Origin of the sequence: Paraburkholderia lebeckiae (assembly GCF_014201005.1) — a bacterium.
GTDB classification, from domain to species: Bacteria; Pseudomonadota; Gammaproteobacteria; order Burkholderiales; family Burkholderiaceae; genus Paraburkholderia; species Paraburkholderia tuberum.
Window position 1 is genome coordinate 106,226 of record NZ_JACHDK010000011.1, and the last position, 24,912, is coordinate 131,137.

Annotated in this window: 23 protein-coding genes; 12 read left to right on the plus strand and 11 right to left on the minus strand. The window is 64.5% G+C overall.

Features of this window, described 5'->3' with window-relative positions:
* Positions 1-31: 31 nt before the first annotated feature.
* On the minus strand, positions 32-979 hold the full coding sequence (locus HDG39_RS21685; protein WP_018420842.1) for a phosphoribosyltransferase: 948 nt from the start codon (positions 977-979) through the stop codon (positions 32-34).
* 270 nt (positions 980-1,249) lie between these two features.
* Here HDG39_RS21685 and HDG39_RS21690 point away from each other — a divergent pair, with 270 nt between their 5' ends.
* Both HDG39_RS21690 and HDG39_RS21695 read left to right on the plus strand, forming a co-directional pair.
* The gene (locus HDG39_RS21690) at positions 1,250-1,819 is read left to right on the plus strand and encodes a putative pterin-binding protein (RefSeq protein WP_184008471.1); all 570 of its coding nucleotides are present in this window, start codon (positions 1,250-1,252) and stop codon (positions 1,817-1,819) included.
* Positions 1,789-3,636: an ATP-binding response regulator gene (locus tag HDG39_RS21695; RefSeq protein ID WP_184008472.1), complete on the plus strand. Its 1,848-nt coding sequence runs from the start codon at positions 1,789-1,791 to the stop codon at positions 3,634-3,636. Before HDG39_RS21690 ends, HDG39_RS21695 begins: the two co-directional genes overlap by 31 nt.
* 59 nt (positions 3,637-3,695) lie before the next feature.
* Here HDG39_RS21695 and HDG39_RS21700 read toward each other — a convergent pair whose 3' ends face one another.
* From HDG39_RS21700 to HDG39_RS21710, 3 genes are all read right to left on the minus strand, one after another.
* Positions 3,696-4,550: a helix-turn-helix domain-containing protein gene (locus HDG39_RS21700; protein WP_090806040.1), complete on the minus strand. Its 855-nt coding sequence runs from the start codon at positions 4,548-4,550 to the stop codon at positions 3,696-3,698.
* Between the two features lie 407 nt (positions 4,551-4,957).
* Positions 4,958-6,298, minus strand: coding sequence for a type II toxin-antitoxin system HipA family toxin (locus HDG39_RS21705; RefSeq protein ID WP_184008473.1), 1,341 nt, complete (start codon positions 6,296-6,298; stop codon positions 4,958-4,960).
* 1 nt (position 6,299) lies between these two features.
* Positions 6,300-6,554, minus strand: coding sequence for a helix-turn-helix domain-containing protein (locus tag HDG39_RS21710; RefSeq protein WP_018420847.1), 255 nt, complete (start codon positions 6,552-6,554; stop codon positions 6,300-6,302).
* Positions 6,555-6,772: 218 nt separating this feature from the next.
* Between HDG39_RS21710 and HDG39_RS21715 the strand changes: the two genes are divergently transcribed.
* From HDG39_RS21715 to HDG39_RS21735, 5 genes are all read left to right on the plus strand, one after another.
* On the plus strand, positions 6,773-8,113 hold the full coding sequence (locus HDG39_RS21715; protein WP_184008474.1) for an NAD(P)/FAD-dependent oxidoreductase: 1,341 nt from the start codon (positions 6,773-6,775) through the stop codon (positions 8,111-8,113).
* Positions 8,114-8,160: 47 nt separating this feature from the next.
* Positions 8,161-8,793: a cysteine peptidase family C39 domain-containing protein gene (locus HDG39_RS21720; RefSeq protein WP_184008476.1), complete on the plus strand. Its 633-nt coding sequence runs from the start codon at positions 8,161-8,163 to the stop codon at positions 8,791-8,793.
* A gap of 130 nt (positions 8,794-8,923) precedes the next feature.
* Positions 8,924-9,856, plus strand: a complete 933-nt coding sequence (gene lhpI / locus HDG39_RS21725; protein WP_184008478.1) for a bifunctional Delta(1)-pyrroline-2-carboxylate/Delta(1)-piperideine-2-carboxylate reductase — start codon at positions 8,924-8,926, stop codon at positions 9,854-9,856.
* Positions 9,857-10,092: 236 nt separating this feature from the next.
* On the plus strand, positions 10,093-11,574 hold the full coding sequence (gene zwf / locus HDG39_RS21730; RefSeq protein ID WP_184008480.1) for a glucose-6-phosphate dehydrogenase: 1,482 nt from the start codon (positions 10,093-10,095) through the stop codon (positions 11,572-11,574).
* 170 nt (positions 11,575-11,744) lie between these two features.
* Positions 11,745-12,890, plus strand: coding sequence for a nucleoside hydrolase (locus tag HDG39_RS21735; RefSeq protein WP_184008482.1), 1,146 nt, complete (start codon positions 11,745-11,747; stop codon positions 12,888-12,890).
* 33 nt (positions 12,891-12,923) lie between these two features.
* Here HDG39_RS21735 and HDG39_RS21740 read toward each other — a convergent pair whose 3' ends face one another.
* Positions 12,924-13,880 (minus strand): LysR family transcriptional regulator, encoded by a 957-nt coding sequence (locus HDG39_RS21740; RefSeq protein WP_184008484.1) that lies wholly within the window; start codon positions 13,878-13,880, stop codon positions 12,924-12,926.
* Between the two features lie 743 nt (positions 13,881-14,623).
* The gene (locus HDG39_RS21745) at positions 14,624-15,676 is read right to left on the minus strand and encodes an NAD(P)-dependent alcohol dehydrogenase (protein ID WP_184008486.1); all 1,053 of its coding nucleotides are present in this window, start codon (positions 15,674-15,676) and stop codon (positions 14,624-14,626) included.
* Positions 15,677-16,013: 337 nt separating this feature from the next.
* Here HDG39_RS21745 and HDG39_RS21750 point away from each other — a divergent pair, with 337 nt between their 5' ends.
* The gene (locus HDG39_RS21750; protein WP_026225869.1) at positions 16,014-16,982 is read left to right on the plus strand and encodes an AraC family transcriptional regulator; all 969 of its coding nucleotides are present in this window, start codon (positions 16,014-16,016) and stop codon (positions 16,980-16,982) included.
* On the opposite strand, the gene HDG39_RS21755 is transcribed toward HDG39_RS21750, so the two are convergent.
* Genes HDG39_RS21755 through HDG39_RS21765 form a run of 3 tightly spaced genes read right to left on the minus strand, consistent with a single transcriptional unit; the run spans position 16,979 to position 19,117 of the window.
* Positions 16,979-17,785, minus strand: a complete 807-nt coding sequence (locus HDG39_RS21755) for a molybdopterin-dependent oxidoreductase (protein ID WP_184008487.1) — start codon at positions 17,783-17,785, stop codon at positions 16,979-16,981. The two genes, HDG39_RS21750 and HDG39_RS21755, sit on opposite strands and share 4 nt — an antisense overlap.
* Entirely contained in the window at positions 17,782-18,432 is a 651-nt protein-coding gene (locus tag HDG39_RS21760) for a cytochrome b/b6 domain-containing protein (RefSeq protein ID WP_184008490.1), read from the minus strand. The genes HDG39_RS21755 and HDG39_RS21760 overlap by 4 nt, the downstream gene beginning before the upstream one ends.
* A gap of 43 nt (positions 18,433-18,475) precedes the next feature.
* Complete coding sequence (locus HDG39_RS21765; RefSeq protein WP_260328153.1) at positions 18,476-19,117, minus strand: DUF5666 domain-containing protein; 642 nt, start codon at positions 19,115-19,117, stop codon at positions 18,476-18,478.
* A gap of 232 nt (positions 19,118-19,349) precedes the next feature.
* On the opposite strand from HDG39_RS21765, the gene HDG39_RS21770 reads away from it, so the two are divergent.
* The 3 genes from HDG39_RS21770 to HDG39_RS21780 all read left to right on the plus strand — a co-directional run bounded on the left by HDG39_RS21770 (position 19,350) and on the right by HDG39_RS21780 (position 21,825).
* On the plus strand, positions 19,350-20,021 hold the full coding sequence (locus HDG39_RS21770) for a heavy metal response regulator transcription factor (RefSeq protein ID WP_184008492.1): 672 nt from the start codon (positions 19,350-19,352) through the stop codon (positions 20,019-20,021).
* Complete coding sequence (locus HDG39_RS21775) at positions 20,018-21,418, plus strand: heavy metal sensor histidine kinase (protein WP_184008494.1); 1,401 nt, start codon at positions 20,018-20,020, stop codon at positions 21,416-21,418. Before HDG39_RS21770 ends, HDG39_RS21775 begins: the two co-directional genes overlap by 4 nt.
* 104 nt (positions 21,419-21,522) lie before the next feature.
* Complete coding sequence (locus HDG39_RS21780; protein ID WP_184008496.1) at positions 21,523-21,825, plus strand: putative quinol monooxygenase; 303 nt, start codon at positions 21,523-21,525, stop codon at positions 21,823-21,825.
* A 46-nt stretch (positions 21,826-21,871) separates the two neighbouring features.
* On the opposite strand, the gene HDG39_RS21785 is transcribed toward HDG39_RS21780, so the two are convergent.
* The gene (locus tag HDG39_RS21785) at positions 21,872-23,350 is read right to left on the minus strand and encodes a sensor domain-containing diguanylate cyclase (protein ID WP_184008497.1); all 1,479 of its coding nucleotides are present in this window, start codon (positions 23,348-23,350) and stop codon (positions 21,872-21,874) included.
* Positions 23,351-23,473: 123 nt separating this feature from the next.
* On the minus strand, positions 23,474-24,232 hold the full coding sequence (locus HDG39_RS21790) for a GntR family transcriptional regulator (protein ID WP_184008499.1): 759 nt from the start codon (positions 24,230-24,232) through the stop codon (positions 23,474-23,476).
* Positions 24,233-24,501: 269 nt separating this feature from the next.
* On the opposite strand from HDG39_RS21790, the gene HDG39_RS21795 reads away from it, so the two are divergent.
* Positions 24,502-24,843 (plus strand): UxaA family hydrolase, encoded by a 342-nt coding sequence (locus HDG39_RS21795; RefSeq protein ID WP_018420865.1) that lies wholly within the window; start codon positions 24,502-24,504, stop codon positions 24,841-24,843.
* Positions 24,844-24,912 lie beyond the last annotated feature (69 nt).

Consider the following 24,912-nt stretch of genomic DNA (forward strand, 5'->3'; position numbering starts at 1 on the left):
TCGGGCGCTGCGCCCACTCGGAACGTTGCGCTCAACTCCACGCCCTTGCGCTCACCAGCATCCCCGTGCGCGTCAGCGCATCCCACCAGATCACGCGCAGCAGCGGCGCTTGCTGCGCGATCAGCAGCGCCTGCACCGGATCGCTTTCGACGAAGTGCGTGACACCCGCCCGCAGCGCCGCGCTCGCCTTGTGCGCGGCCGCGCCGGCGGGGCTGTCGTCGTGCAGGCCGGGCGTTCGCATCGCCAACTGCATGTGAGCGAAGCCGTGTCGCGCGAGCCACGCTTCGGTGCGCGCGCGATCCATCTCCGGGCGGCCCGTGATGATCGTGCGCACCTGCTGCAGGTCGATGCCGGGCAGCACCTCGAACGGCAGCAGTGCGTCGCGCTCGGCGAGCGCGGCGGCGAGGTCCTCGTCGTAGCTCGCGAGCGGTACGTCGGGCAGCAGGATGCCGTCGAGGTCGATCGCGTAGGCCGCGTACTCGTGGTCGTTGGCCATCGCGGGCGCGGCGCCGGCTTCGACGCGCGCCCAGTCGTCGCGGTAGCGCTCGGTGTACGCCTGGCGCTCCCATGGAAAGAGGGCGAAGTAGCCGCGCGCATCGATCGCGTAGTCGGGCTGCGCGCGGCTCAGATCATCGACCGCGGCGGTCAGGGTTTTGACTTCGAGCCCGTGCGCCTGCAGAAACGCGATGCAATCGACGAGCGTAAAACCGCGTCCCGCGATGTCCTCGCACAACAGCACTTTCGATCCGGCGGGCGGGATCGGCAGCGTCGAATCCCATGCGACCGCGCGAGTCTGGCGGTCGTAGCGCAGGAACGCGACCGGCGCGCCGACCGCGTGCGACACCATCAGCGCGAGCGGCGCGCCGCCGCGCAGAATCCCGAGCGCCATCGCGAAACGCTCGGCGAGCAACGCGGGTTGCAGCGATTCGATCCAGTGATCGAGCTGTTCGTACGTCAGAGGCAGGACCGGCTTGTTCATGACTATCGAGGCGCCGCATGGCGCGATGGAAGGCAATGGTGCGCGGGCATGCGCGCGCGGCGCGCGCTGACGCACTGGCGCGACATAGCGGGTCTCCGCTTTTGAGTCAGCGCATTTTGGCGATATTATGCATGCGGGTCAAAGGTCGCGTGTCGGGGTGGCACGCGTTTGACGGCGCGGCACGGCGCAACACTTCGCGTGGCATGAGATCGGCTGACCGTGGCGCCGCCCGCGGTCCGGCGAATCAACGAAAACGGATAAAAAAAGCAAATGGCCAATCTGATTGCAACGCTGCGCAACGCAGCCAGCGGAACCGGTGTGCCCTGGCGGATGCGTTGGCTGACGGGGCTGGCGGGACTGATCGTCGGGCTTTCCGTCTGTTGCGCGCATGCGCAGCCGGGCGCGCGGCAGTCGCCGGCGCTGGCGCTCGACGTGCAGGGCAAGATCGCCAATACCAACGACGCCGCGCATCGCACCTATCACTTTGACGAGGCTCAACTGCTCGCGCTGCCCGTGCATACGATCACGACCTCGACCACCTGGACGCCGCGCTCGACGTTCACCGGGCCCAGGCTCGCCGACATCCTGAAGGCCGTCGGCGCGCACGGCACCCAGATCGAACTCCACACGTTCGACGACTACACCTACACCGTGCCGGTGTCGGACTGCGAACGCTACGGCGTGATCGTCGCGTACAGCATGAACGGCCAGCGGCTGAAACTCAGCGACTTCGGGCCGCTGTTTCTGATCTATCCGCGCGACGCTTTTCCCGATGAACTGACTGGCGCGGTCGGCGACTCGAAATTCGTATGGCAGATCAAGGCCCTCATCGTCAAATAGCGCGCCGTCCGTGGCGGCGCGTGTTGTACGTGCTGATCTGGCTGATGGCGCTCGCGGCGCCCGCCGGCGCGATCGGCTATCTGCTCTATGCGAACCTGTTGAACCCGCGCGCGACCGAGCAGCTGACCGGTACCTACGACGGTTTCTACTGGGACGCCGCGCAACTGCAGATCGCGTACGCGCGCTTCGAGAACCAGTTGCTGCTGTATCAGTCCGGTGCCGACGACGATTATCAGCGGTTGCTGCTGCGCTTCCAGCTGCTGCAATCGAAGCTGCGCGTGATGGCCGGCTCGACGCAGCGGCTCTCCGCGCAGCTCGCTCTGTTGCAGCGGCAGCTCGACGAAATCAAGACGCTCGAGACTGTGCTCGACGACATCCAGCCCGAGGTCGACGTACTGCAGCGCGACCGTGCGGGTGCCGCGCGGATCGACGCGCAGCTGCGCCAGCACTGGAGCGAGGTCAACGATCTCGCGCTGTCGCGCCGTTTCGCTGACGTCGCCGACCGCGAGGCGATGAACCGCGATTTCATCGACAAGCGCCGCTTTCTGTTCGCGGGCGGTCTGGTGCTGCTATTGCTGTCGGCGGCGGCGACGCTGCTGCTCGTGCTCAACGGCCGGCGCCGCACGCGGCTGATGCGCCAGCAGCGCGCAGCGCTGGAAGCCGAGCATCAGGCGAGCCGCGCGGCGCGCGAGGCGAGCCTCGCGAAGGATGCGTTTCTGGGCATGATCGGCCATGAGCTGCGCACGCCGCTGCATGCGATCGTCTCGTCAGTGGAACTGCTCGGCTTCAACTATCACTCGGAGGCCGACCGCAACGTGATCCAGCGGCTCGAAACCGCGGCGCGCCATCTCGAGGCGCAGATGAAGGACCTGACCGACTACGCGCGCCTTGGCGCCGGCAAGCTCGAACTGCGGCACCAGCATTTCGAGCCGCGCGAGCTGCTGGCGTCGATCGTCGATGAACACACGATGTCCGCCAGGACGCGCGGGCTCGAGCTCGAAAGCGAGGCGAGCGGCGCGAGCGGGCTCGTCGAGTCGGACCCGCACCGCATCCGGCAGATCGTCAACAACCTCGTCACCAACGCAATCCGCTACACCGAGACCGGCACGGTGCGCGTCGAACTGCGGCAAGAGCCGGCGCTGCTGGTTTTCGTCGTCAGCGATACGGGGCCGGGCGTGCCGTCCGAACAGATCCCGCTGATCTTCGAGGAGTTCACGCAGCTCGACGCGTCGCGCACGCGCCGCTTCGAAGGCGCGGGGATGGGGCTCACGATCGTGCAAGGGCTCGTGAAGCTGTTCGGCGGCACGGTCGATGTTGCGAGCACGGTCGGCGAGGGCACCAGCTTCACGGTGACGATCCCGGTCGTGCCGGTCGCAAGCGTCGAGCCGGCCGACGTCGCGGAGCAAGCCGAGCCGGACGGCGCGCAGCCGTGCGTGCTGATCATCGACGATAACCGGCTGATCCGCGAGTCGCTCAGCGAAATGGTCGCGCACATGGGCTACGACTCGCTCGCACTCGGCAATGCCAACGACGCGCTCGCGTGGCTCGACACCCACCGCTGCGAAGTGGTGCTGCTCGATCTGCACATGCCGGAGCGCGATGGCTACACGTTTCTCGAAGACTTCGCGACGCGCGACGGACCGTCGGCGGGCGTGCCGGTGATCGTGGTCAGCGCGTACGCGCCGGAGGTCGTGCGGAATGGCGAAAGTGGCGCGACTGGCGCGCCGTCGGTGTTCGAGGCGCTGTTAAAGCCAGTCCATTACGAGGATCTGAAGCACGCCCTGCAGCGGGCGCTGTCGGCGCGGCATCAGGCGTGAGCGCGTGAGTGCGTGAAGGCGGCGCTGCCGCGAACGGGGCGCGCATCGGCGCCCGCGCTTCAGGGGCGGTTCAGCCGCTTCGACAGATCGGCGACGAGGATCGCCATGCGCGCGGGCTTCTCGTAGCACGCGACGTCGTAATCGCGGATCACCTCGCTGATCTCCGATTCGCTGGCCTTGCCGGTCAGCAGTTCGCCGGTGAGCACGAAGATCGGCGCGTCCGGGTTCTCCGACGCGCGCACCGCGCGAATCGCGGCCGCGGAGGTCTGCGAGCCGAACAGCCAGTCGATGATCACGCCGTCGAACACTTGCGTTTGCAACTGCTCGCTGAAGGCCGCGAGCCCATAGATCGCGACCGCCGTGAAGCCGCTGCGCTCCAGATAATCGCGCAGGTTATCGGCGCTTGCACGGTCGTCGTCGACCACCGCGATGGCCGGCTTGTCGGTCTCGGCGCGGCGCGGATAGATCTCGATCTTGTGGACTTCGTACGCGCTCTGATACAGCGCGCCATCATGACGCGAGACGCGCCATTGACCGAGCCGCGAATAGGCGACGAATTCCGGGCGGCTACCCGGTTCGAGCGCCGCGCCGACCCACGCGGTGCAGGCGATTTCGGTCGCGCCGATGCAGAACACCGCCTCCTGGGCGATCGCGCCGACGACGCCCGGATCGAGCGACTGCGCGCCGAACAGCTGCGCCGCGGGTTCGTCGAATACCTCGGCGACTTTCTTGATCTGCGACAGCGTCCACGGACTATTGCCGCGCAGTTTGCGGTGCCCCTGAGAAAAACTCAGATCGAGGATGCGGCATAGCTCCGTGGTTTGCTGTCGCTTGCCGATTCCATGCCTGCTCATCAACTCGCGCACGCGCTCGGCAACCGCGATGGAGTCGGGTGAGTGTGTTTCGTTGGCCATGCTGCGTGAAAATCCGCCGGGTTAAAAGGTACATCTGGAGCGCGGTCGGCAGGCGCAAGCCGACCCTGCGCATGCTATGCGCATGAATCGGCCACGCGGGGACAGCAAATGTACCGTAAAAAAAATTCACCATTTATGATTTTGTCAGACCGGCCGCCGAGTCCGCTGATGCAAGCGACGCCATGGCCGTGCCGGTGACTTTGATGCATTGAGCATCAAAAGGCATTCTACCGGTGAATCGATGACGAAACCGTAGGGAATCCACGAATGAGTAGTGCGCAAGGCGACGGATCCGGCCGCTTGCCGCAAAGCCTGGCCCGTCCGCCCTTGCGGAAAAGCCAGGCGAGACGCGCAATGAAAAGTGCGTCCGGAGGTATGGGGTTTGGGCCGGCACGCGCGGTCCGCGTTCAGCTTGCCGGCATCGTGTCAAGCCGGGCCGCCGAATTTTGAAGTCCTTTGAAAATCCGCTCGGCGACCTTGCCCGGAAAGCGCTCGGGCAACTCCGCCGACACCCGCTCGATCACGCCAGGTGTCTGCTCGATCAGACGCTGGAGCAGCGGCTCGGCGTCGGCGCCGTACGAGCACTTCAACGCCATCGCGTTGAAGTGTCGCCGCTGCACGTCGCGAAACGCATCGTGCTTGCTGCGCGACCATAGACCCATCGCAAGCCGCGCCTTGTACCACGACCACTGGTTCGGGCCGTTGCCCTCGACCGGCCAGATCGACATCACGTCGTAAAGCGGCGTCAGACGGTACTGGCCACCGGCGAGCAGGCGGATGCTGAAGTTCTTCGCGTGGCCGTCCGGCGCGGCCAGCATCCAGAACAGGATCTGGCTCGCGAGCAGGGTCTCGATGTCCTGCCGCGCCTCGACCGATTGCTGCAGAATCCGCGCGAGGTCGAGCACGCCGGGGCCGCCCTCGTTTTCGTACTTGCGATGCGACGGCACGCCGTACACCTGGCAGAAATCTTCCTGCGGCAGACGCAGCAGCCAGCTGCCGCTCGAATGCATCTGCCGGTCGAAGCGTTCGACGGCGAGCACGCGCTGCTTGCCGAACCTGAGCACCTCGGTGTTCGCGACCGGCAGGCCGAACGCGCGCAGAATCCGCAGACACAGCCACTCGTTTTCGACCGACGTGCTGAGATCGGCGAGCCGGTTGCCGACCAGCCCGAGCGGCAGCTTGAAGATATGCGTGGTCGGCGTCGCGCCGTGCGGCCGTTGCCATTGGCCGTCGTGCCACAGCAGCGCGGTTTTCTCCTGCGCGCCGGCGAGCGAGATGCGGAAATCGTCAAATTCGTCGGGCGCGCCGAGCGTCGGTTTGCCGACCGTCTGCGCGAGCAGCGCCTCGATGTCGTCGTCGGAAAGCGGCGTGCCTTCGATGCGCTGGACCCCGGCCGGCGCGTCGTCTTCGGCGAGCAGCTGGACCGCGCCGACGCAGTCGCGGCCGATGGCCTGCAGCAGGTCGAACGCGTCGAGCGTTTCGGTCCGGTAGCGCTGCGCGATGCGTTTGCGGATGACGTCGCTGTCGGGCAGCAGGTTGTCGAAGTAGTTGAGCACCCGCGGCCCTTTGTGCGTCATGTTGCCGGGCGTGAACGGCAGCGACAGCGACAGCGGACGACCCGCGGGCGACGCGATCCAGGCGGCGTCGTAGGCGAACTCCATCGGGCCGCGCGCGGGCAGCCGCCAGAGCCCGACGCGCTCGCCGTTGGCCCACACCGACAATGCCTTCGAAGCGGTTTGCCGGGCCATCTCACCACTCGACGTTCGGTGCCGGCTCGGAGCTCGGCTGATTTTTGTCGCGCAACTGCAGTTGCAGGCCGTAGGCGCCGCACAGCGCGAGCAGCTGGGTGAGCGTGAGCCCGCTCGCATCGGTTTCGAGCGTGGAAATGCGGCTTTGGCTCACGCCGACGCGCGCGGCGGCCTCGGTCTGCGTGAGGCCGGCCTGGCGGCGGCTGGCCGCTAGCAACTGCGCGAGCTGGTCCGAAGTGGCGATCAAATGGAGCATGGGCGGATTATCTGCAAAACGAATAAATGCAATTTATGCGTGAGACGAATATTTGTCAAATATTTGCGTGACGCATAATCGACGAATATTCGTGTGACGGATAATCGGGCATTTCGGCAGGCGCCGGCTGCTACCAGCCGCGGTGCCGACGTCGCTCGTCATTGCGGACAATGGCCCGCACTGCGAAGATGACGCCCACCTCTCCAACCCGCCCACCAATGACCACGGCTTACCCGCTGCACTCGACCTTCACGCTCGCCGACCAACCGTTTCCCAGCCACGCCGACGTCGTGATCGCCGGTGCCGGCATCATGGGCTGCGCGGCCGCTTATTACCTGGCGCGGCGCGGCCTGTCGGTGGCGGTGCTCGACAAGTCGCGGATCGCCGGGCAGCAGTCATCGCGCGCGTGGGGCTTCGTGCGTCAGCAGGGTCGCGAAGCCGCGGAGGTGCCGCTGATGATGGCCAGCATTCCATTGTGGAAAGAACTCGAACGCGAGCTGAATTTCGATCTCGAATGGCGCCAGGGCGGTTGCCGGTATGTCGCCACCCATGACGAAGACTGGACATCGTTTCAGCAATGGATCGAGGTCGCGCGTCAGTATGGCCTCGATACCCGCACGCTCGACCGCAGGCAGATCGACGCCGTGGTGACCGGCATGCAGGGCCCCGCGCTCGGCGGCCTGTACACGCCAAGCGACGGTCAGGCCGAACCGCGCCGCGTCGCCGCGGCCTTCGCGGCACGCGCGGCCGAAACCGGCGCGCTGTTTTTCGAGGGCTGCGGCGTGGTCGGCGTCGAACGCGCGGGCGGTGCGATCGCTGGTGTGGTCACCGAGCGCGGCACGATTCGTACCTCGCGTCTGATCTGCGTGGCCGGCGCGAGCAGCTGGCGGCTGCTCGGAACGCTCGGTCTCGAACTGCCGCAGCAGGCCGTGCGCGGTACCTGCATGCGCACCAACCCGCTGCCGCCGATCACGGCGTCGACCTTCTGGGGCCACGGTCTCGGCATCCGGCAGCGCGCGAACGGCGCGATCAATCTCGCCGACGACATGCAGGTCGACGTCGACATGACGCTCGGTCATTTCCGCGCGCTGAAATGGTTTTTGCCCGAACTGTGGACGCAGCGGGAGAAGTTCAGCTTCCATCTGAACGGCGCCTGTTTGCACGATCTGCGCGAACGTCTGCCAGGCGGCGTGCCCGACGCCGAACGCGTGCTCTATCCGCGCGACCCGCATCCCCAGCCGAACGCGAGCCACGCGCCGCGCGCGCTGAAAAAGCTGCGCGCACTGTTTCCGGCGTTGCGCGACGCCCAGGTGGTCGAGGCGTGGGCGGGGCTGATCGACGTGTTGCCCGACGGCATTCCGGTGATCGATGCGCCGCCGCAGGTCCCGGGCCTGACGATCGCGACCGGCTTCTGCGGTCACGGTTTCGCGATGGGGCCGATCGTCGGCAAGCTGCTGGCTGAACTCAACGATGGCGGCGAGGCGTCGCTCGAACTGTCGGCGTTCCGTTTGCAGCGTTTCTTCGACGGCACGATGAAGCGGCCGCGCAGCATGCTGTAACCCCGCGCAACCCAGCCCGATCCAACCCAATCCGACCGATAGCACCGATGACCGAACCCGTCCTCCGCCACGCCGACGTCCCGTACTACACGCAATGGGGCAGCCCCGAGTGGGTGCGCGACATCGTCGAACAGCAGCGCGACCCGTGCGACGATCCGCACTGGCAGCGCAGCGGTTTCGCCGACCCCGAGCGCTATCGCTTCTGGGCGCAACGCCTGTGCGGGCTGACGTGCCTCGAGTCGGCTCTCGACTACTGGGGCATCGATCACGCGCCGCGCGCCGCACTGCTCGACGACGCGCTGCGGCACGGCGTATACCGGTTGCGCGACGATGGTGGCGTCGACGGTCTGATCTACCGGCCGTTCGCCGACTGGGCCGGCCCGGCGTTCGGCCTCGATATCGACGTGCTGCCACAGGCGTCGCTCGAGGAGATCGCGGCGCGGCTCGACGACGATACGCTCGCGATCGTGTCGGTGAGTCCCGAGATCCGCTATCCGCAGCGGACGAACCAGCGGCGGGGCGGTCATCTGATCCTGCTGCACGGGCGGGATCGCGGCGGCGTGTGGTTTCACAACCCGTCGGGCGTCGCGCCGCATCAGTCCGACGTGTACCTGCCGTTCGCGACGATGTCGCGTTTCTATGCAGGGCGGGGGATGACGCTCAGCCGCGGCACGAGCTAGCCGGCGCGCTGGGCATGAAGCGGAGTTCGCGATTCGGCGGGCAGTAGACGTCCACACGACTGGTCAATTTTTTCGCGCTCGGTTACGGTGACGTCATGCCCACTCCATCCCCCATTGGATCGTTCCGCCCATGACCCGCCCGACCACACAAATCTTCGACGCCGCCACCACCGCGCGGCTGATGCCTTACGCAGCGCTTGTCGACGCGTTGAGGCGCGCTAGCATCGACTACGCGCAACGACGCATCGTGAGCCCCGAGCGGCTCGTTGTGCCGCTGAACGCCGGTGGCGTCATGCTGTCGATGCCCGCCACCGCGCCCGATCTCGCGATCCACAAGCTCGTCAATGTGTGCGCGAGCAACGGCGCGCGCCATCTGCCGACGATCCACGGTCAGGTCATGGCCTTCGATGCCGATACCGGCGAGACGCTGTTCATCCTCGATGGTCCGACAGTGACGGGGCGCCGGACCGCGGCGATGTCGATGCTCGGCATCGCGACGTTCGCCGCGCGCACGCCACGTGAATTCCTGCTGATCGGCACCGGCACGCAGGCGCTCAATCATCTGGAGGCGATCGGCGAACTGTTTCCCGACGCGCGCGTGTGGGTCAAGGGCAGCGCGCCCGCGCGCGCCGAAGCGTTCTGCGCGGCGCAGCGCGGCAAGGTGCGTGAGCTGCGGCCGCTCGCGGATGCGGGCGCGTCGATTCCCACCTCGGTCGACGTCGTGATCGCGTTGACCACGAGCAAACAGCCGGTCTACGACGAGACGGCGCGCGCCGAGCGGCTCGTGATCGGCGTCGGCGCTTTCACGCCGCAGATGGTCGAGATCGGCGCGACTACGATCGCGGGCAGCGCGCTGTTCGTCGACGATCAGGCTGGCGCAATGCACGAGGCCGGCGATTTCATTCAGGCCGGTGTCGATTGGGCGCGGGTGGGCGGGATCGCCGCGGTGCTCGAGCAGACGCCGCCCTTGCCGGCGGGGCCGGTGATGTTCAAGAGCGTCGGCTGCGCGGCGTGGGATCTGGCCGCGTGCCGGGTCGCACGTGACGCGCTGGCGCGCGGCTGACCGTCAGCGGCCCAACCGGCAAAGAATCGCGCAAAATATCCCGAAAAAACAACTGTCTGGCGCGCAAGATTGGCAACTTGCGCTAACCTGCGGCAGATGTTGCCGTGCAAACTATCTCAAAACGTTGCACCATAGATGTTTGCCGGAAAAAGCGCCATAGCGGACGTGAGCCGTAGCCCGTCCGCCCGCCGCCGATTCCTGATCGACGCCTTCCCCCTAGACGCTGCGACCGTGCCATGACGACCCAACAAGCTCCTGCCACACCCGACCTGCCGCTCGACATGATCATCTTCGGCGGCACCGGCGACCTGTCGTTCCGCAAGCTGCTGCCCGCGCTGTACATGGCGCATCTGCACTGCAACCTCCCGCCCGACACCCGCATTCTGACGATCGGCCGCAAACCCTGGTCGCGCGATGAATACATCAGCGAATTCATGGAGCAGAAGGCGAAGCCCTTCATCGACAATAAAGCGTTCGACGCGTCGGCGTGGGACAAATTTCTCGCGATTTTCGAATACGTGCGGATGGACGTCGATGCGGCCGAGGACTACCTGCGCCTGAAGGAAGCGTCGCGCGACGGCGTGAACCGCGTGTTCTATCTGGCGACGTCGCCGGATCTGTTCACCCATATCTGCGACAACCTGTCGTCGGCCGGACTCGTCGACGGCAATTCGCGGGTGGTGCTCGAAAAGCCGCTCGGCCACGATCTCGCGTCCGCGCAGGAGATCAACAACGCGGTCGGCAAGCATTTCGAAGAAGCGCAGATCTACCGGATCGACCACTACCTCGGCAAGGAAACCGTGCAGAACCTGATGGTCCTGCGCTTCGGCAATCCGATTTTCGGGCCGCTGTGGCAGGCGCCGTACATCAAGAGCGTGCAGATCACGGTGGCCGAAACGGTCGGCGTGGGCAGCCGCGCGGGGTTCTACGACAAGACCGGCGCGCTGCGCGACATGGTGCAGAACCACCTGCTGCAACTGCTGTGCATCGTCGCGATGGAGCCGCCGGTGTCGCTCGATCCCGACGCGGTGCGCGACGAAAAGCTGAAGGTGCTGCGCTCGCTGCGGCCGATGACGCCCGAGGACATCGCGCGCGATACGGTGCGCGGCCAGTACACGGCGGGCGCGGTGGATGGCGAGGCGGTCAAGGGCTACCTAGAGGAAGACAACGTGCCGGCGGGCAGCCGCGCCGAAACCTTCGTCGCGTTGCGCGCGCGGATCAACAACTGGCGCTGGGCCAACGTGCCGTTCTTCCTGCGCACCGGCAAGCGGATGCAGAAGAAGCTGTCGGAGATCGTCATCGAATTCTCCGATCTGCCGTTCTCGATCATCCCGAGTGGTGGACGAACCTACGGCAATCGTCTGGTGATCCAGTTGCAACCCGAAGAGTCGATCCAGTTGCAGGTGCTCGCGAAAGAGCCGGGCAGCGGCATGCACATGCTGCCGGTGAGCCTGAACCTCGACCTGCAGCAGGCGTTCACCGAGCGTCGCGCGGAAGCCTATGAGCGGCTTCTGATCGACGTGATCCGCGGACGTTTGACGCACTTCATGCGCCGCGACGAACTCGAAGCGGCATGGGCGTGGGCCGAGCCGATTCTCGAAGGCTGGGCGAAGTCGGGCGAGCGGCCGCGCTCATATTCGGCGGGCACGTTCGGACCGGCGGCATCGACCGCGTTGATGACGCGGGAGAACGCCGTGTGGGCGGAGGAATCGCAGTAACGGGCTTTTGACAGCGCGCTATTCGAAGCGGCTCGCGACGTTGCAGTGGCGTCGCGAGCCGCTTTTGCGTGTGCTGTCGTTGCCGCGTGGATTATTCGTCATTGATACGGCTTGCGCCTATGATGGTTTCCTTGTCCGCGTCGCTCAGCGGCATTCCAAACGGGGCATCGATGAGGCGAATTCTCGTGGCATTGATCTGGGCGGCAAGCGTGGCAACCACACTCGATCTCACGGCTTGCGCCAGCAGCAGTCTCGATGCCCGGAGCGATCCGCCGAAGGTGATCATCGACAGCGACTACAACACGCTCGGCGACGACGGCCAGCTCGGGGTGATGGCTGCGCAATTGCAGGCGCAGGGCTCCCTGAAAGTGCTCGGCATTACCGTGGTGTCGGGCAATCAGTGGCTGAAGCAAGGTGTTGCCGATGCGCTGAAATCGGTCGAACGACTCGGCGTCGAACAACAGATCGGCGTCTATGCGGGCGCCAACTACGCACTGACGCACAACTTCAAAACGATCCAGCGGGAACTGATGGAATTCCCCGGCGGCGATGGCTATGTTGGCGCATGGAGCAAGCCCGAGCCGAAATCGGCTAGCGACCTCGTCGCGCCGCCGGACGGCTTCGCTAGGCACACGAAGGTGCAGAGCCAGAGCGCGATCGACTTCCTCGCCGAATCGGTCAAGCGGTACCCGGGCGAGGTGACGATCCTCGCGATCGGCCCGCTGACCAACATCGCGTTGGCCACGCGCGAGCATCTCGAGATCGTGCCGCAGATCAAGCAGATCATTTACATGGGCGGCGCGATCGACGTGCGGGGCAATACCACGCCCGCCGCCGAATTCAACTGGTGGTTCGATCCCGCAGCGGCGAAAGCGGTGCTGCGTCTGCCGATCAAACAGACGGTGATTCCGCTCGACGTGACGGATACCGTGAAAATGGACAAGGCACTGTACGATCGCGTCGCGCACGATCCGGCGAAGCAGACCATCATCACGCAACTGTTCAGGACGCTGAACGGCTACGGATACGACGGCAAGGACGGCTTCGAGACCGATCCGAACTACACGACGAACATCTGGGACACGCTGACGCTCGCCTATCTGATGCATCCGTCGTTCGCGACGCAGACCGTCGAGGAGTGGGTGGATGTGGATACGGGCTTCGGCGCCAACGATGGTAAGGCAAGGGGCTATACGAGTTCGCCGCCGCCGGGTTTGCAGAAGATGACGGTCGTCAAACGATTTGATAATCCGGCGTTTTTTAATTTCTATGTCGATCTGTTGACGCGGCCGGTGCCGGTGCGGCCGTTGGACTAGTCAACGCGCGAGCGCCGCGCGCCCGCACCCGCTTCACGCGGGATGCAGGCCGCGCAGCAACTGACGCACGCGCGACAGATCCTGCTCGACGTGCCCGGCTTTCTCGAACAGCTCCGCGAGCCAATCGACGAACGCGCGCACGCGCGGCGACACGCGGCGGTTCTTCACATACGCGACCGAGACCGGCATCGGCACGGGTTTCCATTGCGGCAGCACTTCATGCAGCAAGCCCGAATCGAGGTAAGGCTGCGCGGCGATGCGCGCGGGCTGGATCATGCCGAGGCCTTGCAGTCCGCAGGTCAGGTACGCCTGTTCGTCGCTGACCTGTACGAAGCCGTTGAGCTTGACCTTGCGCGCTTCGCCGCCCACTTCGAAATCGAAGTCGCATTCGCGGCCGCTATGCGGCGACACGCAGTTGACCGCGACGTGCGCGCGCAGATCGTCGAGATCGGCGGGCGTGCCGTGGCGGGCCAGGTAGGCCGGACTCGCGCAGGTGACGTGATCGAGCGTGCCGAGTTGCCGCGCGACGAGATTGGAATCGGGCAATTCACCGAGCTGGATGCTGCAGTCGATTGCTTCGGAGACCAGATCGACGGTGCGGTTGCTGACGCCGATCGCGAGGTCGAGGTTCGGGTAACGGGTGTGGAAGTCGTCTAGCGACGGCAGCACGATTGCACTCGCTACCGCGCTGGGCATTTCGATGCGGAGGCGGCCGGTGAGGTTGTCGGTCGAATTACGGAGGCTGGCTTCCATTTCGTCGATGTCGGCCAGGATTTGCGCGCAGCGTTCGTAATAGGCTGCGCCTTCTGGTGTGATGCTCAGGCGGCGCGTCGTGCGGACTAACAGCGCTGTGCCCAGCAGGGCTTCCAGGTTTTGGACGATCGTCGTCGCCGTTGCGCGCGGAATGTTTAATGATTCCGCTGCGCGGGTGAAGCTGTTGGTGTCCACAATTCGGATGAATGTGCGCATTGCAGTTATTCTGTCGATCACTGGGATGCTCCAAATGGTTTTCTCTTTTTTTGCCTGCGGCGGATTTGTCTTTGTTCTTGTGGTGTTGGCCTTTCCTTGCTGACTTGTCGGTCTATTAGCGTTGCCCCTGTGCGGGGCGGCACCTACTTTCTTTGCTGCTGCAAAGAAAGTAGGCAAAGAAGACAGCTCAAACCGCTAATTCTTAAGCGGGCACCGTGCTGCACAAATGGCAGTGGTGCATCTGGAATCCGTGCCCCCGCACATTCCACGGCAGTGACAAAGCCGTCATCCATCCCACTCCGCACTACGTGCGTCGCGGACGGGTATGCAAGGAAAACCAGACTGTTTTTTTATGTTAGTGGGACCATTGGCCGCGCCTCGGCAATACGCCGAAACGACCAATGGTTTGAGACCGGCGCTTCGGCGCGCGCAGCGCCGCCGGAAGAATGACGGCCTTGTCACTAACGCGGAGTGTGCGGGAACACAGATTCCAGATGCACCACTACCCGCGGTGGACAAAGGGACCCGCTTAAGAGTTAGCGGTTTAAAGCTGTCTTCTTTGCCTACTTTCTTTGCAGCAGCAAAGAAAGTAGGTGCCGCCCCGCACAGGGGCAACGCCAATAGACCGATAAGTCAGCAAGGAAAGGCCAACGCCCTAAGAACACAGAAAAAAGGGCGAAGGCAAAAAAACACAACAACAAAACAGGACCCCGCGCCGCAGGCGCAAAAAAACCCCGCCCGCTGCGCGGCCAAAAAAGCTGCCATTACTTCCGCAATGAATCCATATCAACCACAAACCGATACTTCACATCGCTCTTGAGCATGCGCTCATAAGCTTCATTGATCTTCTGCATCGGAATCATTTCGATATCAGAAGTAATGCCATGCTCGCCACAGAAATCGAGCATCTCCTGGGTCTCGGCAATACCGCCAATCAGCGAACCAGCAAGGCGCCGCCGCTTGAAGATCAGATTGAACACCTGCGGCGCCGGATGATCGTGCTCCGGCGCACCCACCAACGTCATCGTCGCGTCACGCTTGAGCAGATTCAAAAACGGATTCAGATCATGCTGCGCAGCCACCGTATTGAGAATGAAATCGAAGCTATTCACATGCGCTTCCATCTCCTGCGGATTCTTCGAAACCACGACTTCATGCGCGCCAAGCCGCTTCGCGTCCTCGATCTTCGACGGCGAGGTCGTAAACAGCACGACATGCGCGCCCATCGCCCGAGCCAGCTTCACACCCATATGGCCGAGTCCACCGAGGCCGACAATCCCGACCTTCTTGCCCGGGCCCACGCCCCACGTGCGTAGCGGCGAATACGTGGTGATGCCCGCGCACAGCAGCGGCGCGACACCCGCGGGGTCGAGATTCTGCGGCACGCGCAGCGTGAAAGCCTCATCGACGACCAGTTGCGTCGAATAGCCACCGTAAGTGACCTGTCCGTCGACGCGATCGACACCGTTATACGTGCCCACCCAACCGTTCTCGCAATACTGCTCGAGACCTTCCGCGCAGCTTGAACAGGTGCGGCACGAATCGACCAGACAGCCGACCGCGACCAGTTCACCGACCTTGTACTTCGTCGCGTTCGGACCAACTGCGGTCACACGGCCTACGATCTCGTGGCCCGGCACGACCGGGTAGATCGTGTTCTTCCATTCGTTGCGCGCCTGATGCAGATCGGAATGGCACACGCCGCAGTACAGCACTTCCATCTGCACGTCATGGGCGCGGGGTGCGCGGCGCTGGATTTCAAATGGGGCGAGCGGCGCGGTGGCGTCGGTCGCTGCATAGGCATACGTCGTGCTCATGGATGGCTCCAGCAAAGAGGGTGATGGCGCAACATGCGACGCGCCGACGATGCGCAACACTGGGTTGCGGATGCGGCGGGCCGCAGCATGAACCGGGATCGGGGCGCGAGCGTTGGGGGCCGCCGTTGGCAAGTTGTCGGCGCATGGCGGTCGATGACCGCGCACGCTGCGCGCGTCGAAAAAGGCGATCCGGCAGGGTTCCCATGTTAGGAGCCCGGCGCCGCCCGGGGAATACCTGATCGTCTTGAAGATTTGCCTAAAACTCTGGAGGGGCAGCGCGACAGGTTGTTTGATGCTAAATTTCAAGCATTATTCTCTTGGCCGTCGCCATATCGTCATGTCCACTCAAGCTGTCGGTTCCATTCCGGAAGACCCCGCGCAACGCCGCTTGCTCGAACTGTTCAACCTGCTCGCGCCGAATGCCGGCATGACGCGTTCGAGCCTCGAAGGCGTCAGCCTGCTGCGCGCAAATCGTCCGATGCCGCGCATGCCGGTCATGTACGAGCCGAGCATCGTGATCGTCTGTCAGGGGCGCAAGCGCGGCTACCTCGGCGATCAGGTGTTCCAGTACGACGCGCAGCAGTACCTCGTGCTGTCGGTGCCGTTGCCGTTCGAATGCGAGACCGAGGCAAGCGAACAGGAGCCGTTTCTCGGCATGTCGGTGCGTGTCGATCTGACGATGGTCGCCGAACTGCTGATGGCGCTCAACGAAACCCAGGGCCTCGCGCAATACGAACCGGCCGGCATGTATTCGACGCCGCTCGATGCCGCACTGAGCAGCGCGGTGCAGCGTCTGCTGGAGGCGCTCGCGTCGCCGCTCGACGCGCAAATCCTGGCGCCTGGCATCGTCCGGGAAATCTGTTATCGCGTGTTGACCGGCGAGCAGGGTGGCGCGATTCGCGCGGCGCTCACGCATCAGAATCACTTTGGCCGCATCGCGAAAGCGCTGCGGCGCATTCATGCGGATTACCACGCGTCGCTCGATGTCGATACGCTCGCGGCCGAGGCCGGCATGAGCCTCGCGGTGTTTCATGCGCAATTCAAGGCGGTCACCGCGACCTCGCCGATGCAGTACGTGAAGACCACGCGTCTGCATCACGCGCGTCTGTTGATGGTGCAGGATGGCTTGAATGCGGGCGCGGCCGCCGTGCGGGTCGGTTACGAAAGCGCGTCGCAGTTCAGCCGCGAGTTCAAGCGGCTGTTCGGCCTGAGTCCCGTCGACGAGGTCAAGCGCATGCGCGTCGCTCACGATGCGCCGCCGCCGCGCGCGCACAAGCCGGTGCCGCGTTATGTGACCGCGGTCTAAAGCCCGCTGAACCAGTTGTAGCCCTGATCTTCCCAGTACCCGCCCGGATTCGTGTTGGTCACGAAGATCGCGGCGATGTGCTTCGGGTTCTTGAAGCCGAGCTTGGTCGGCACGCGCAGCTTCAGCGGATAGCCGTATCTGGCCGGCAGCGGCGAGTTGCGGAAATCGAGCGTCAATTGCGTTTGCGGATGCAGCGCGGTCGCCATGTCGAGGCTGGAGTAATAGCGGTCCGCGCATTTGAAACCGACGTAGCGCGCGCTCAGATCGGCACCGATCAGTTCGAGAAACGTGCGAAACGGCACGCCGCTCCATTGTCCGATCGCGCTCCATCCTTCGATGCACACGTGACGCGTGATCTGCGAGACCTGCGGCAACCTGCGCAGTTGCTCGAGACTCCAGCCGCGTTTATCCGCGACGAGCCCCGATACTTCGAGCCGATAGGTCGAGCCGTCGATATCGGGCGCGTCGAACTCGGGATAGAACGCGTTGAACGGAAACGGATCGGTGATATCGCGCGCCGACCAGGTCGGCGCGAGTTTGTTGCGATTGAACAGCCACGCCTGCACGCGGTCGTTCCAGCGCGACATCGCCCATAGCACCTTGTCGACGGAATCGTTGTCCTGCAGGTTGCAGCCGGACAGCATCGCGAGCGCGCCGATCGATAGCGACGAGCGCAGAAACAAGCGGCGTTGCAACTGCTCGATTTGCGGCCGGTGCTCGGCAAGCACGATGCGTGAGCGGCGCGCGTCTTCTGTATTGGCGCGCGTATCGTTCGCCATGTCGGTTCGTTGCGGGGCGCTCATGCGCGAGTCCTCTGGGGGGCTTGATCGATGCGCTGCGCGCCGCGCCGGGCGCGTCCGGTGAACATCGGCGGCAACGTGCGCGGCACCAGCAGCACCAGCAGCAGATGCACGACGACAAAGCCGACCACGCCGGCCATCGCGACGAAATGCACGCGGCGCGCAAAATCGAAGCCGCCGAACAGCGCGGTTAGCCACGACAATTGCACCGGCTTCCAGATCGATAGTCCCGATGCGACCAGCAGCAAGCCGAGCAACAGTACCAGTAGATACAACGCGCGCTGCACGGCGTTGTACTTGCCGGTTTCGTGCGGCAGTCTGAGGCGCAACGCCAGCGCCGCATCGCGCGCCACCTCGCGGGCACGCAGCGGCAGCAGCTTGCGACGCAAATGGCCGCTCGCGACGCCATGCGCGAGATACAGCAGGCCGTTCGCGCACAGCAGCCACATCGCCGCGAAGTGCCATGCGATCGAGCCGCCGAGCCATCCGCCGACCGTCGCCCACACGGGGAACCGGAACGCAAAGATCGGCGACGCGTTATAAATCGCCCAGCCGCTCATCACCATGCAGACCATCGCGAACGCATTGATCCAGTGCGTGACGCGAACGACGAGGGGATGAACGACCAGAAATGCTTGCGAGTCGGGCATTGGCTTCAAAGACGAGGGGGATAAAGACGAACGACGGGCTGCTTTACATCGGCGGCGTCACGCCATGCTCGCCGGCCGAAATGAAATTCGCCGCCATCGCGCCGTCCGCGTCCTTGTGCGCGAACAGCACGACCTTCGTGCCCGGCGTGAGCAACGCGCGGCTGCCCGGCTCCAGACTGACGATGGGCACGTCCTGCGGAATCACGATCTTCTTCTCGCCATCCTTGTACTTGACGGTGATCGTGCGGCCGTTGCTGACCACGAGCGAGCCGACCGTGCCGTTCGTCATCGTGCTGTTCGCGCCGAGATCCCACGGCCGATGACCTTCGCCCGAACCGCGCATGCTCGGCGGGAACACATGCACTTCGAGCGCCTTCAACGTGCCGTCGGGCTGCGGAATCGCGGCGGTGCCGACGTAGCTGTCCGGCTTGATGTCGGTGACGTTGGCGAGCGTGACGCCGCGAATCGGCGTGTCGGCGGCGAGCTTCACGTCGACGTCCTGACCGTCGCGCGTGTGGACTTTGAGCAGATCGCCCGACAGCGACGTCACCGTGCCGCGCACGCCGGTCGGCGCGGCGGTCTGGGCCGAAGCCGCGAACGTCGTCGCGAACAGCGCGGCGGCGAGCGCGGGGACGGCGAGGGCGCGTAGCGTTCGTGCGCGGGCGATCTTCATGCGGGTCTTCATGAGGCAACTCCAGGAAGGGATGCAGCGTGGTGGACGGTGGGTTCAGACTAGCCGTCGCATCGGCTCGTCAGAGTGACGGGAGGATGACAAAAACGTCATCAAGGGTCGAGGGCGGCCACGTAGAATGGCCGCCGGGAGCGCTGCGGTTGTTCTCGAGCGCTGTCATCAGGCTTTTTTGCGCGTGCGAGCGCGGCCTGTACGGTCGCATCGCGCGAGAGGAGCAGCGAGCATCATGAGCATTCTGGTCATCGAAGACGATCCGAAAACCGGCGACTATCTGAAGAAGGGCCTGCGCGAGAATGGCTACGCGGTCGACCTCGCGCGCACCGGCACGGACGGCCTGCATCTGGCGCTCGAGCATGAATACGAACTGATCGTGCTCGACGTGATGCTGCCCGGCATCGACGGTTGGGAAATCATGCGGGCGTTGCGTGCGCGGCGCGATCTGCGGGTGATTTTCCTGACCGCGCGCGATCAGGTCAGCGACCGCATTCGCGGTCTCGAACTCGGCGCCGACGACTACCTGATCAAACCGTTTTCGTTTACCGAGCTGGTGCTGCGCGTTCGCACGCTGTTGCGTCGTGGCGTAATCCGCGAGAGCGACGTGTTCGAAGTCGCCGACCTCAAGCTCGATGTGTTGCGCCGCCGGGTCACGCGCGAGGGCGTCGACATTGCGCTGACCAACAAGGAGTTCATGCTGCTGCATCTGCTGGTGCGCCGAGAGGGCGAAGCGCTGTCACGCTCGCAGATCGCATCGGAGGTGTGGGACATGAACTTCGATAGCGACACCAACGTGGTCGACGTGGCGATCAAGCGCTTGCGCGCAAAGGTCGATCACCCGTTCGGGAAGAAGCTGATTCACACGGTGCGCAGCATCGGCTACACGTTCGGCGACGGCGCATGAAACTCTGGACCGAACGCTCGCTGATCGTGCGCACCACGTTGCTGTTCGCGCTGATCGCCTGCGCGGTGATCGGCTCGCTCGGCGCGTATTTCTATCATTCCGCCGAAGTCTCGCTGCAACGCCGCGCCGACGTCGTGCTGAGCGGCCGTGTCGAGCATTTCAGCCGCATCGTGCACGACCTTTATTCGGTTAGCGAATTAAAAAAGCGCCCGCTGCTGTTCGAGACGATGCTCGGCGCGGAAGAGGACGTGCTGATCTTCCGGCGGCCGGGCGAAGCGCCGTTCGTCGACGTGAATCCGGGCAGGCTCGCTGTGCCTGAGCTACCGGCCGGCCCGGCGGGCAATCCCCCGCGTGCCGCCGACGTGCGTCAGACGCGCCTGCCCGACGGCGTGCCGGTGCATTGGGCGATTTCGACCGCGACAGCACGCGAGGATGGCGCCGATGTCGAGGTGATCGCAGGCCATCCGATGACGCACGAAATGCGCATGCTGGCCGAATACCGCAACCGCATCGTGCTGGCGACGCTGAGCGGCATGCTGGCCGCGACGCTGCTCGCTTACGGCGTGCTGCGCCGCGCGTTGCGACCGGTTCGCGAGATCGCCAGGCGGGCCGCGCAAATCAGTCCGACGAACCTGGCGGTGCGGCTCGACGACGAAGCGGCGCCGGTGGAACTGCGTCAACTCACACACGCGTTCAACGCGATGCTCGATCGTCTCGCCGACGGCTATCAACGCCTGCAGCAGTTTTCCGCCGATCTCGCGCACGAGATTCGCACGCCGGTCGGCGCGCTGGTCGGTCAAACCCAGGTGGCGCTCGCCCAGCCGCGCGAAGCCGACGAATATCAGCAACTGCTCGAATCGAATCTCGAGGAGTTGAATCGCCTGAGCCATATCGCGGAGAACATCCTGTTTCTCGCGCATGCGGATCATGCGGCGTTGTCGATCGAGCGGCAGCCGGTCGATCTGCATGGCGAGCTCATCAGGATCGCCGACTATTTCGAAGGCCTGGCCGACGAACGTGGGATGCGTTTCGAAGTCGACGCGGCGGGTGTCGCGTCTGCCAATCCGATGCTGTGCCGCCGCGCCATCAACAATCTGGTCGTCAACGCCGTGCGTTACGGCGCGGGCGACACGATCGTGCGCCTGCGCGGCGCGCAGGACGAAGCAGGCGCGCTGGTGACGGTCGAAAACGAGGGCGAGCCGATTCCCGCCGTGCAACTCGACCGGCTGTTCGACCGCTTCTATCGCGGCGACGCGGCGCGCAGCGCGTTCACCGAATCGAACGGACTCGGGCTCGCGATCGTGAAGGCGATCATGCATCTGCATGGCGGCAGTGCGCGCGTGGTGTGTCCGCTGCCAGGCGTCGTGCGCTTCGAGCTGCGCTTTCCGGGTGCGTGACTTGCTATCGGGGTAGGTCCGGCGCCGCCTCAGCCGACGCCGCCTATACTCTTCAAAGCGCTTTGAAAGAACCGTTCGCTGCCGAACCCACCAGGAGTCGCATCATGGTCAAGCTCGCTTTGTATGTCCGTCTGGAAGCCAAGCCCGGTAAGGAAAAGGAAGTCGAGGCGTTTCTGCTCGGCGCCCTGCCGCTCGTCGAGCAGGAGCCGGCCACCGCCGCGTGGTTCGGTCTGAAGCTCGGTCCGTCGACATACGCCATTTTCGACGCGTTCGAAGACGAAGCCGGCCGCGACGCGCATCTGAACGGCAAGGTCGCGGCCGCGTTGATGGAGAAGGCGGGCGAGCTGTTCGCGTCGCCACCGAGCATCGTCAAGGTGGATGTGCTCGCGGCCAGGCTGCCGGGCTGAGGTTGAGCGTTGCGTTGGCGTGGTGAACGCCTGACGCCGGCGAGCGTTACTTCGCCGCCGCGTCCGCCCCCGGCTGCGCCCCGTAGTGCGCGCGCTTTTCCTCGTACATGAGCAGGTCGGCGTGCTGCACGCCCGCTTCCAGCCGATCGCCGCGCTGGCAGGTTGCCGCGCCCATCGAGAAGCTCAGCGGCGAGCCCGGATAGAACTGGTTGTTCATCTCGACGAGCTGGCGGATCGCGTCGATCATCGCCGCGCCGCCGCGCTCGTCGGTATCGGGCATCAGGATCGCGAACTCGTCGCCGCCGATGCGCGCCGCGTGGAACGGCGATTCCATCGCCTTCGCGAGCACTTCGCCGGCACGCCGCAGCAGCGCGTCGCCGGCCGCGTGACCGAGCTGATCGTTCACGCGCTTCAGGCCGTTCAGGTCGGCCATGATGATCGTCACGGGCCACGGTCCCTTGCGTTCGAGCCGGTTCAGCTCGTCGACGTAGAACGAGCGGTTGCGCAGCTTGGTCAAGACGTCGTGCTTGCCGAGGAATTCGAGGTAGGCCTCGGCCTTCTTGCGCGCGGTGATGTCGGTCAGCGCGACGAGTACGAGGTCCCAGTCCTGTTCGTGGCCTGGCAGCACAGAGAATTGCAGGTGTACGTGCACCTCGTTGCCGTCGAGTGAATAGTTGAGCACCTCGCGCTGCTGGAACAGCTTGTTGTCCCACAGTTCGATCAATTGCTCGCGGAAATGCGGACGCATGTCGTCGCGGAACACGTCGGCGAGGCGCGCGAGCAGCGTTTTCTTGTCCTTCGCGCCGAACATCCCGAGCGTGTGATGGTTGACGTCGAGCACATGGATTTCAGCCATGCAGCGTTCGACGAACTCGGGGTGGACGTCGGTAAACACGCGGAAATCGTTGATGCCGGCCGCGCGCGCGCCGTCGAGCAGGCGTTTGACGGCGCTGAAATCCTCGACCCACAGCGATACCGGCGAATGCTCGAAGAGCCCGCGCGCGTATTCTTCCGCTTGCGCGACGCGGCGCCGCGCGCCTTCGAGCTCGGTGATGTCTTCGGTCGACACCAGCACGCGGTCCCAGCGTTCCTCGTGACCGGGCAGCACCGCGCCTTTCAGCAGGACGTCGAGGCGCCGTCCACCGAGCGTGTAGTTGACCGTGTGGCTCGTGAAGTTCGACTGTCCGGCCCATAGCTGGCACAGCTCTTCGAGGTGCGTTTTCAGCATGTCGTCGCGGAACACCGAGGCGAGATTGCTCGTCAGCGTGTCGAAATCGGCGGCCTCGAATTGCGTGAGCGTCTGGCGATTGACCTTGATCACGCGGATGCGATGAGCGCATTCGGTGACGCGGCGCGGGTCTTCGGCGAAATGGGCGCGCAGATCGGTCACGCCGGCGGCTCGCCACGCGTCGAACAATGCGCGCACGCCGCTGAAATCTTCGAGCCACAGCGACACGGGCGCGAGGTCGAACATCCCGGAGTCGTCGTTGATGGGCGCGGAGCCGCTCGTGAGGGTATCCAGCATGAGTTTCTCGGAGGCGGAAGTGCGGCTATTTTAGACAGGTTGGCGCCGGCCCAAAATGAAAGACGATTGGCCTGTCGTTTTTGCGCAGATGTGATATGAAGCGCGGGCAGCGACCGAGGTCCGCTATTTCTGATCGTCGCGCGCCGCGCGCGTGCCGATGTACTCGTACTCCTCGGTATTGAGCCGCGAAATGCGCAGTTCGACCGCGCTGCGGTGATACGAGTACGCGATGCGCCGGATCTCGAGCAGCGGCGCGCCGACTTCGACGCCCAGTTGTGTGCTTTCGAGCTCATTGGCGAGCGCAACGCTCACATGCTCATCGGTCTCGACCACGTTGATGCCGAAACCGTCCTGATAGAAGTTGTACAGCGTGTTCGGCCGGTTGCGCAGCTTGCTTTCCGTCAGGCCGGGAAACAGCGCTTCGGGCACGGTGATATGTTCGATCAACACGGTCTTGCCGTGCAGCGCGAGCCCGTTGACGAACTGCAGAACGCGCGCGCCGGTGTCGATGCCGAGCGCGGCGGCCGCCTCGCGCGAGGCACGCGCCTTCCTGAACCCGATCAGCGTGACGACCGGGTAGGCCTTGTCGCCGTCGCGCCGCACGATGCGAAAGAAGCGGAAGAAGTGCCGGTCGCGCTGATGCATCGCCACGAACGTGCCGAGTCCCTGATGACGGATCAGAATGTTCTCGGCGCACAGTTCGTCGATGGCTTTGCGCAGCGTGCCGATCGACACGCCGAAGCGTTCGGCAAGGCGCTTTTCCGAAGGAATGCATTCGCCGCCTTTCCATTCGCCGGCCGCGAGCGCCGCGAGAATCGCGCTTTTGACCTCCTTGTACCGTGTGCCTCCTACTGCGGGCGCATTGATCGCGAGCGTGCTCATGAAAACCTCTGGGATACGCGAGTCGGGCCGCTCGCCGGGGTTGAACCTGCCCTGATTCTAAACGACCAGGTCATCTAATACATCTGGATGAATCGTATGTTGTCGGTGAATCGCGACAACCGCCCGGTTCTCGCCCAGTCGTCTAGCACATATATATGACCTAGTTGACATTGGGTAAGTCGCCGCCTAATATCGATTCACCGCGGCGCACCTGGCTGCGCCGCCCCGGCGGCACCCTCACCGCATTCAAACTACGAATGGAGACGCTCATGAGCAATCCCACGGCAGACATCAACGACACCGCAGCGGGCGCGTCGGCGCCGCGCAGAACGATCCACATCGTGCTGCACGAGGCGAAAGACACGGTCGGCGTGGCGGTGGTCGAGGGCATCAAGGCGGGCACGCTGCTCAACGCATGGATCATGGACGACGACGAAATCGTCACCGTGCCGGCGAAGCAGGACATTCCGATCGGTCACAAGGTCGCGCTGAAGGACATGGCCGTTGGCGACACGGTGTTCAAGTACGGCGTCGACATCGGCAAGGTGGTCGCGCCGATCAAGGCCGGCGAGCATGCCCACGTGCACAACATCAAGACGAAGCGCTGGTAAGCAGGGCCGCGCGCCGTTCCTGCCTGTTTTGCTGGATTCCCGCTTCGCGGCATCGAGCCGCCCCTCACT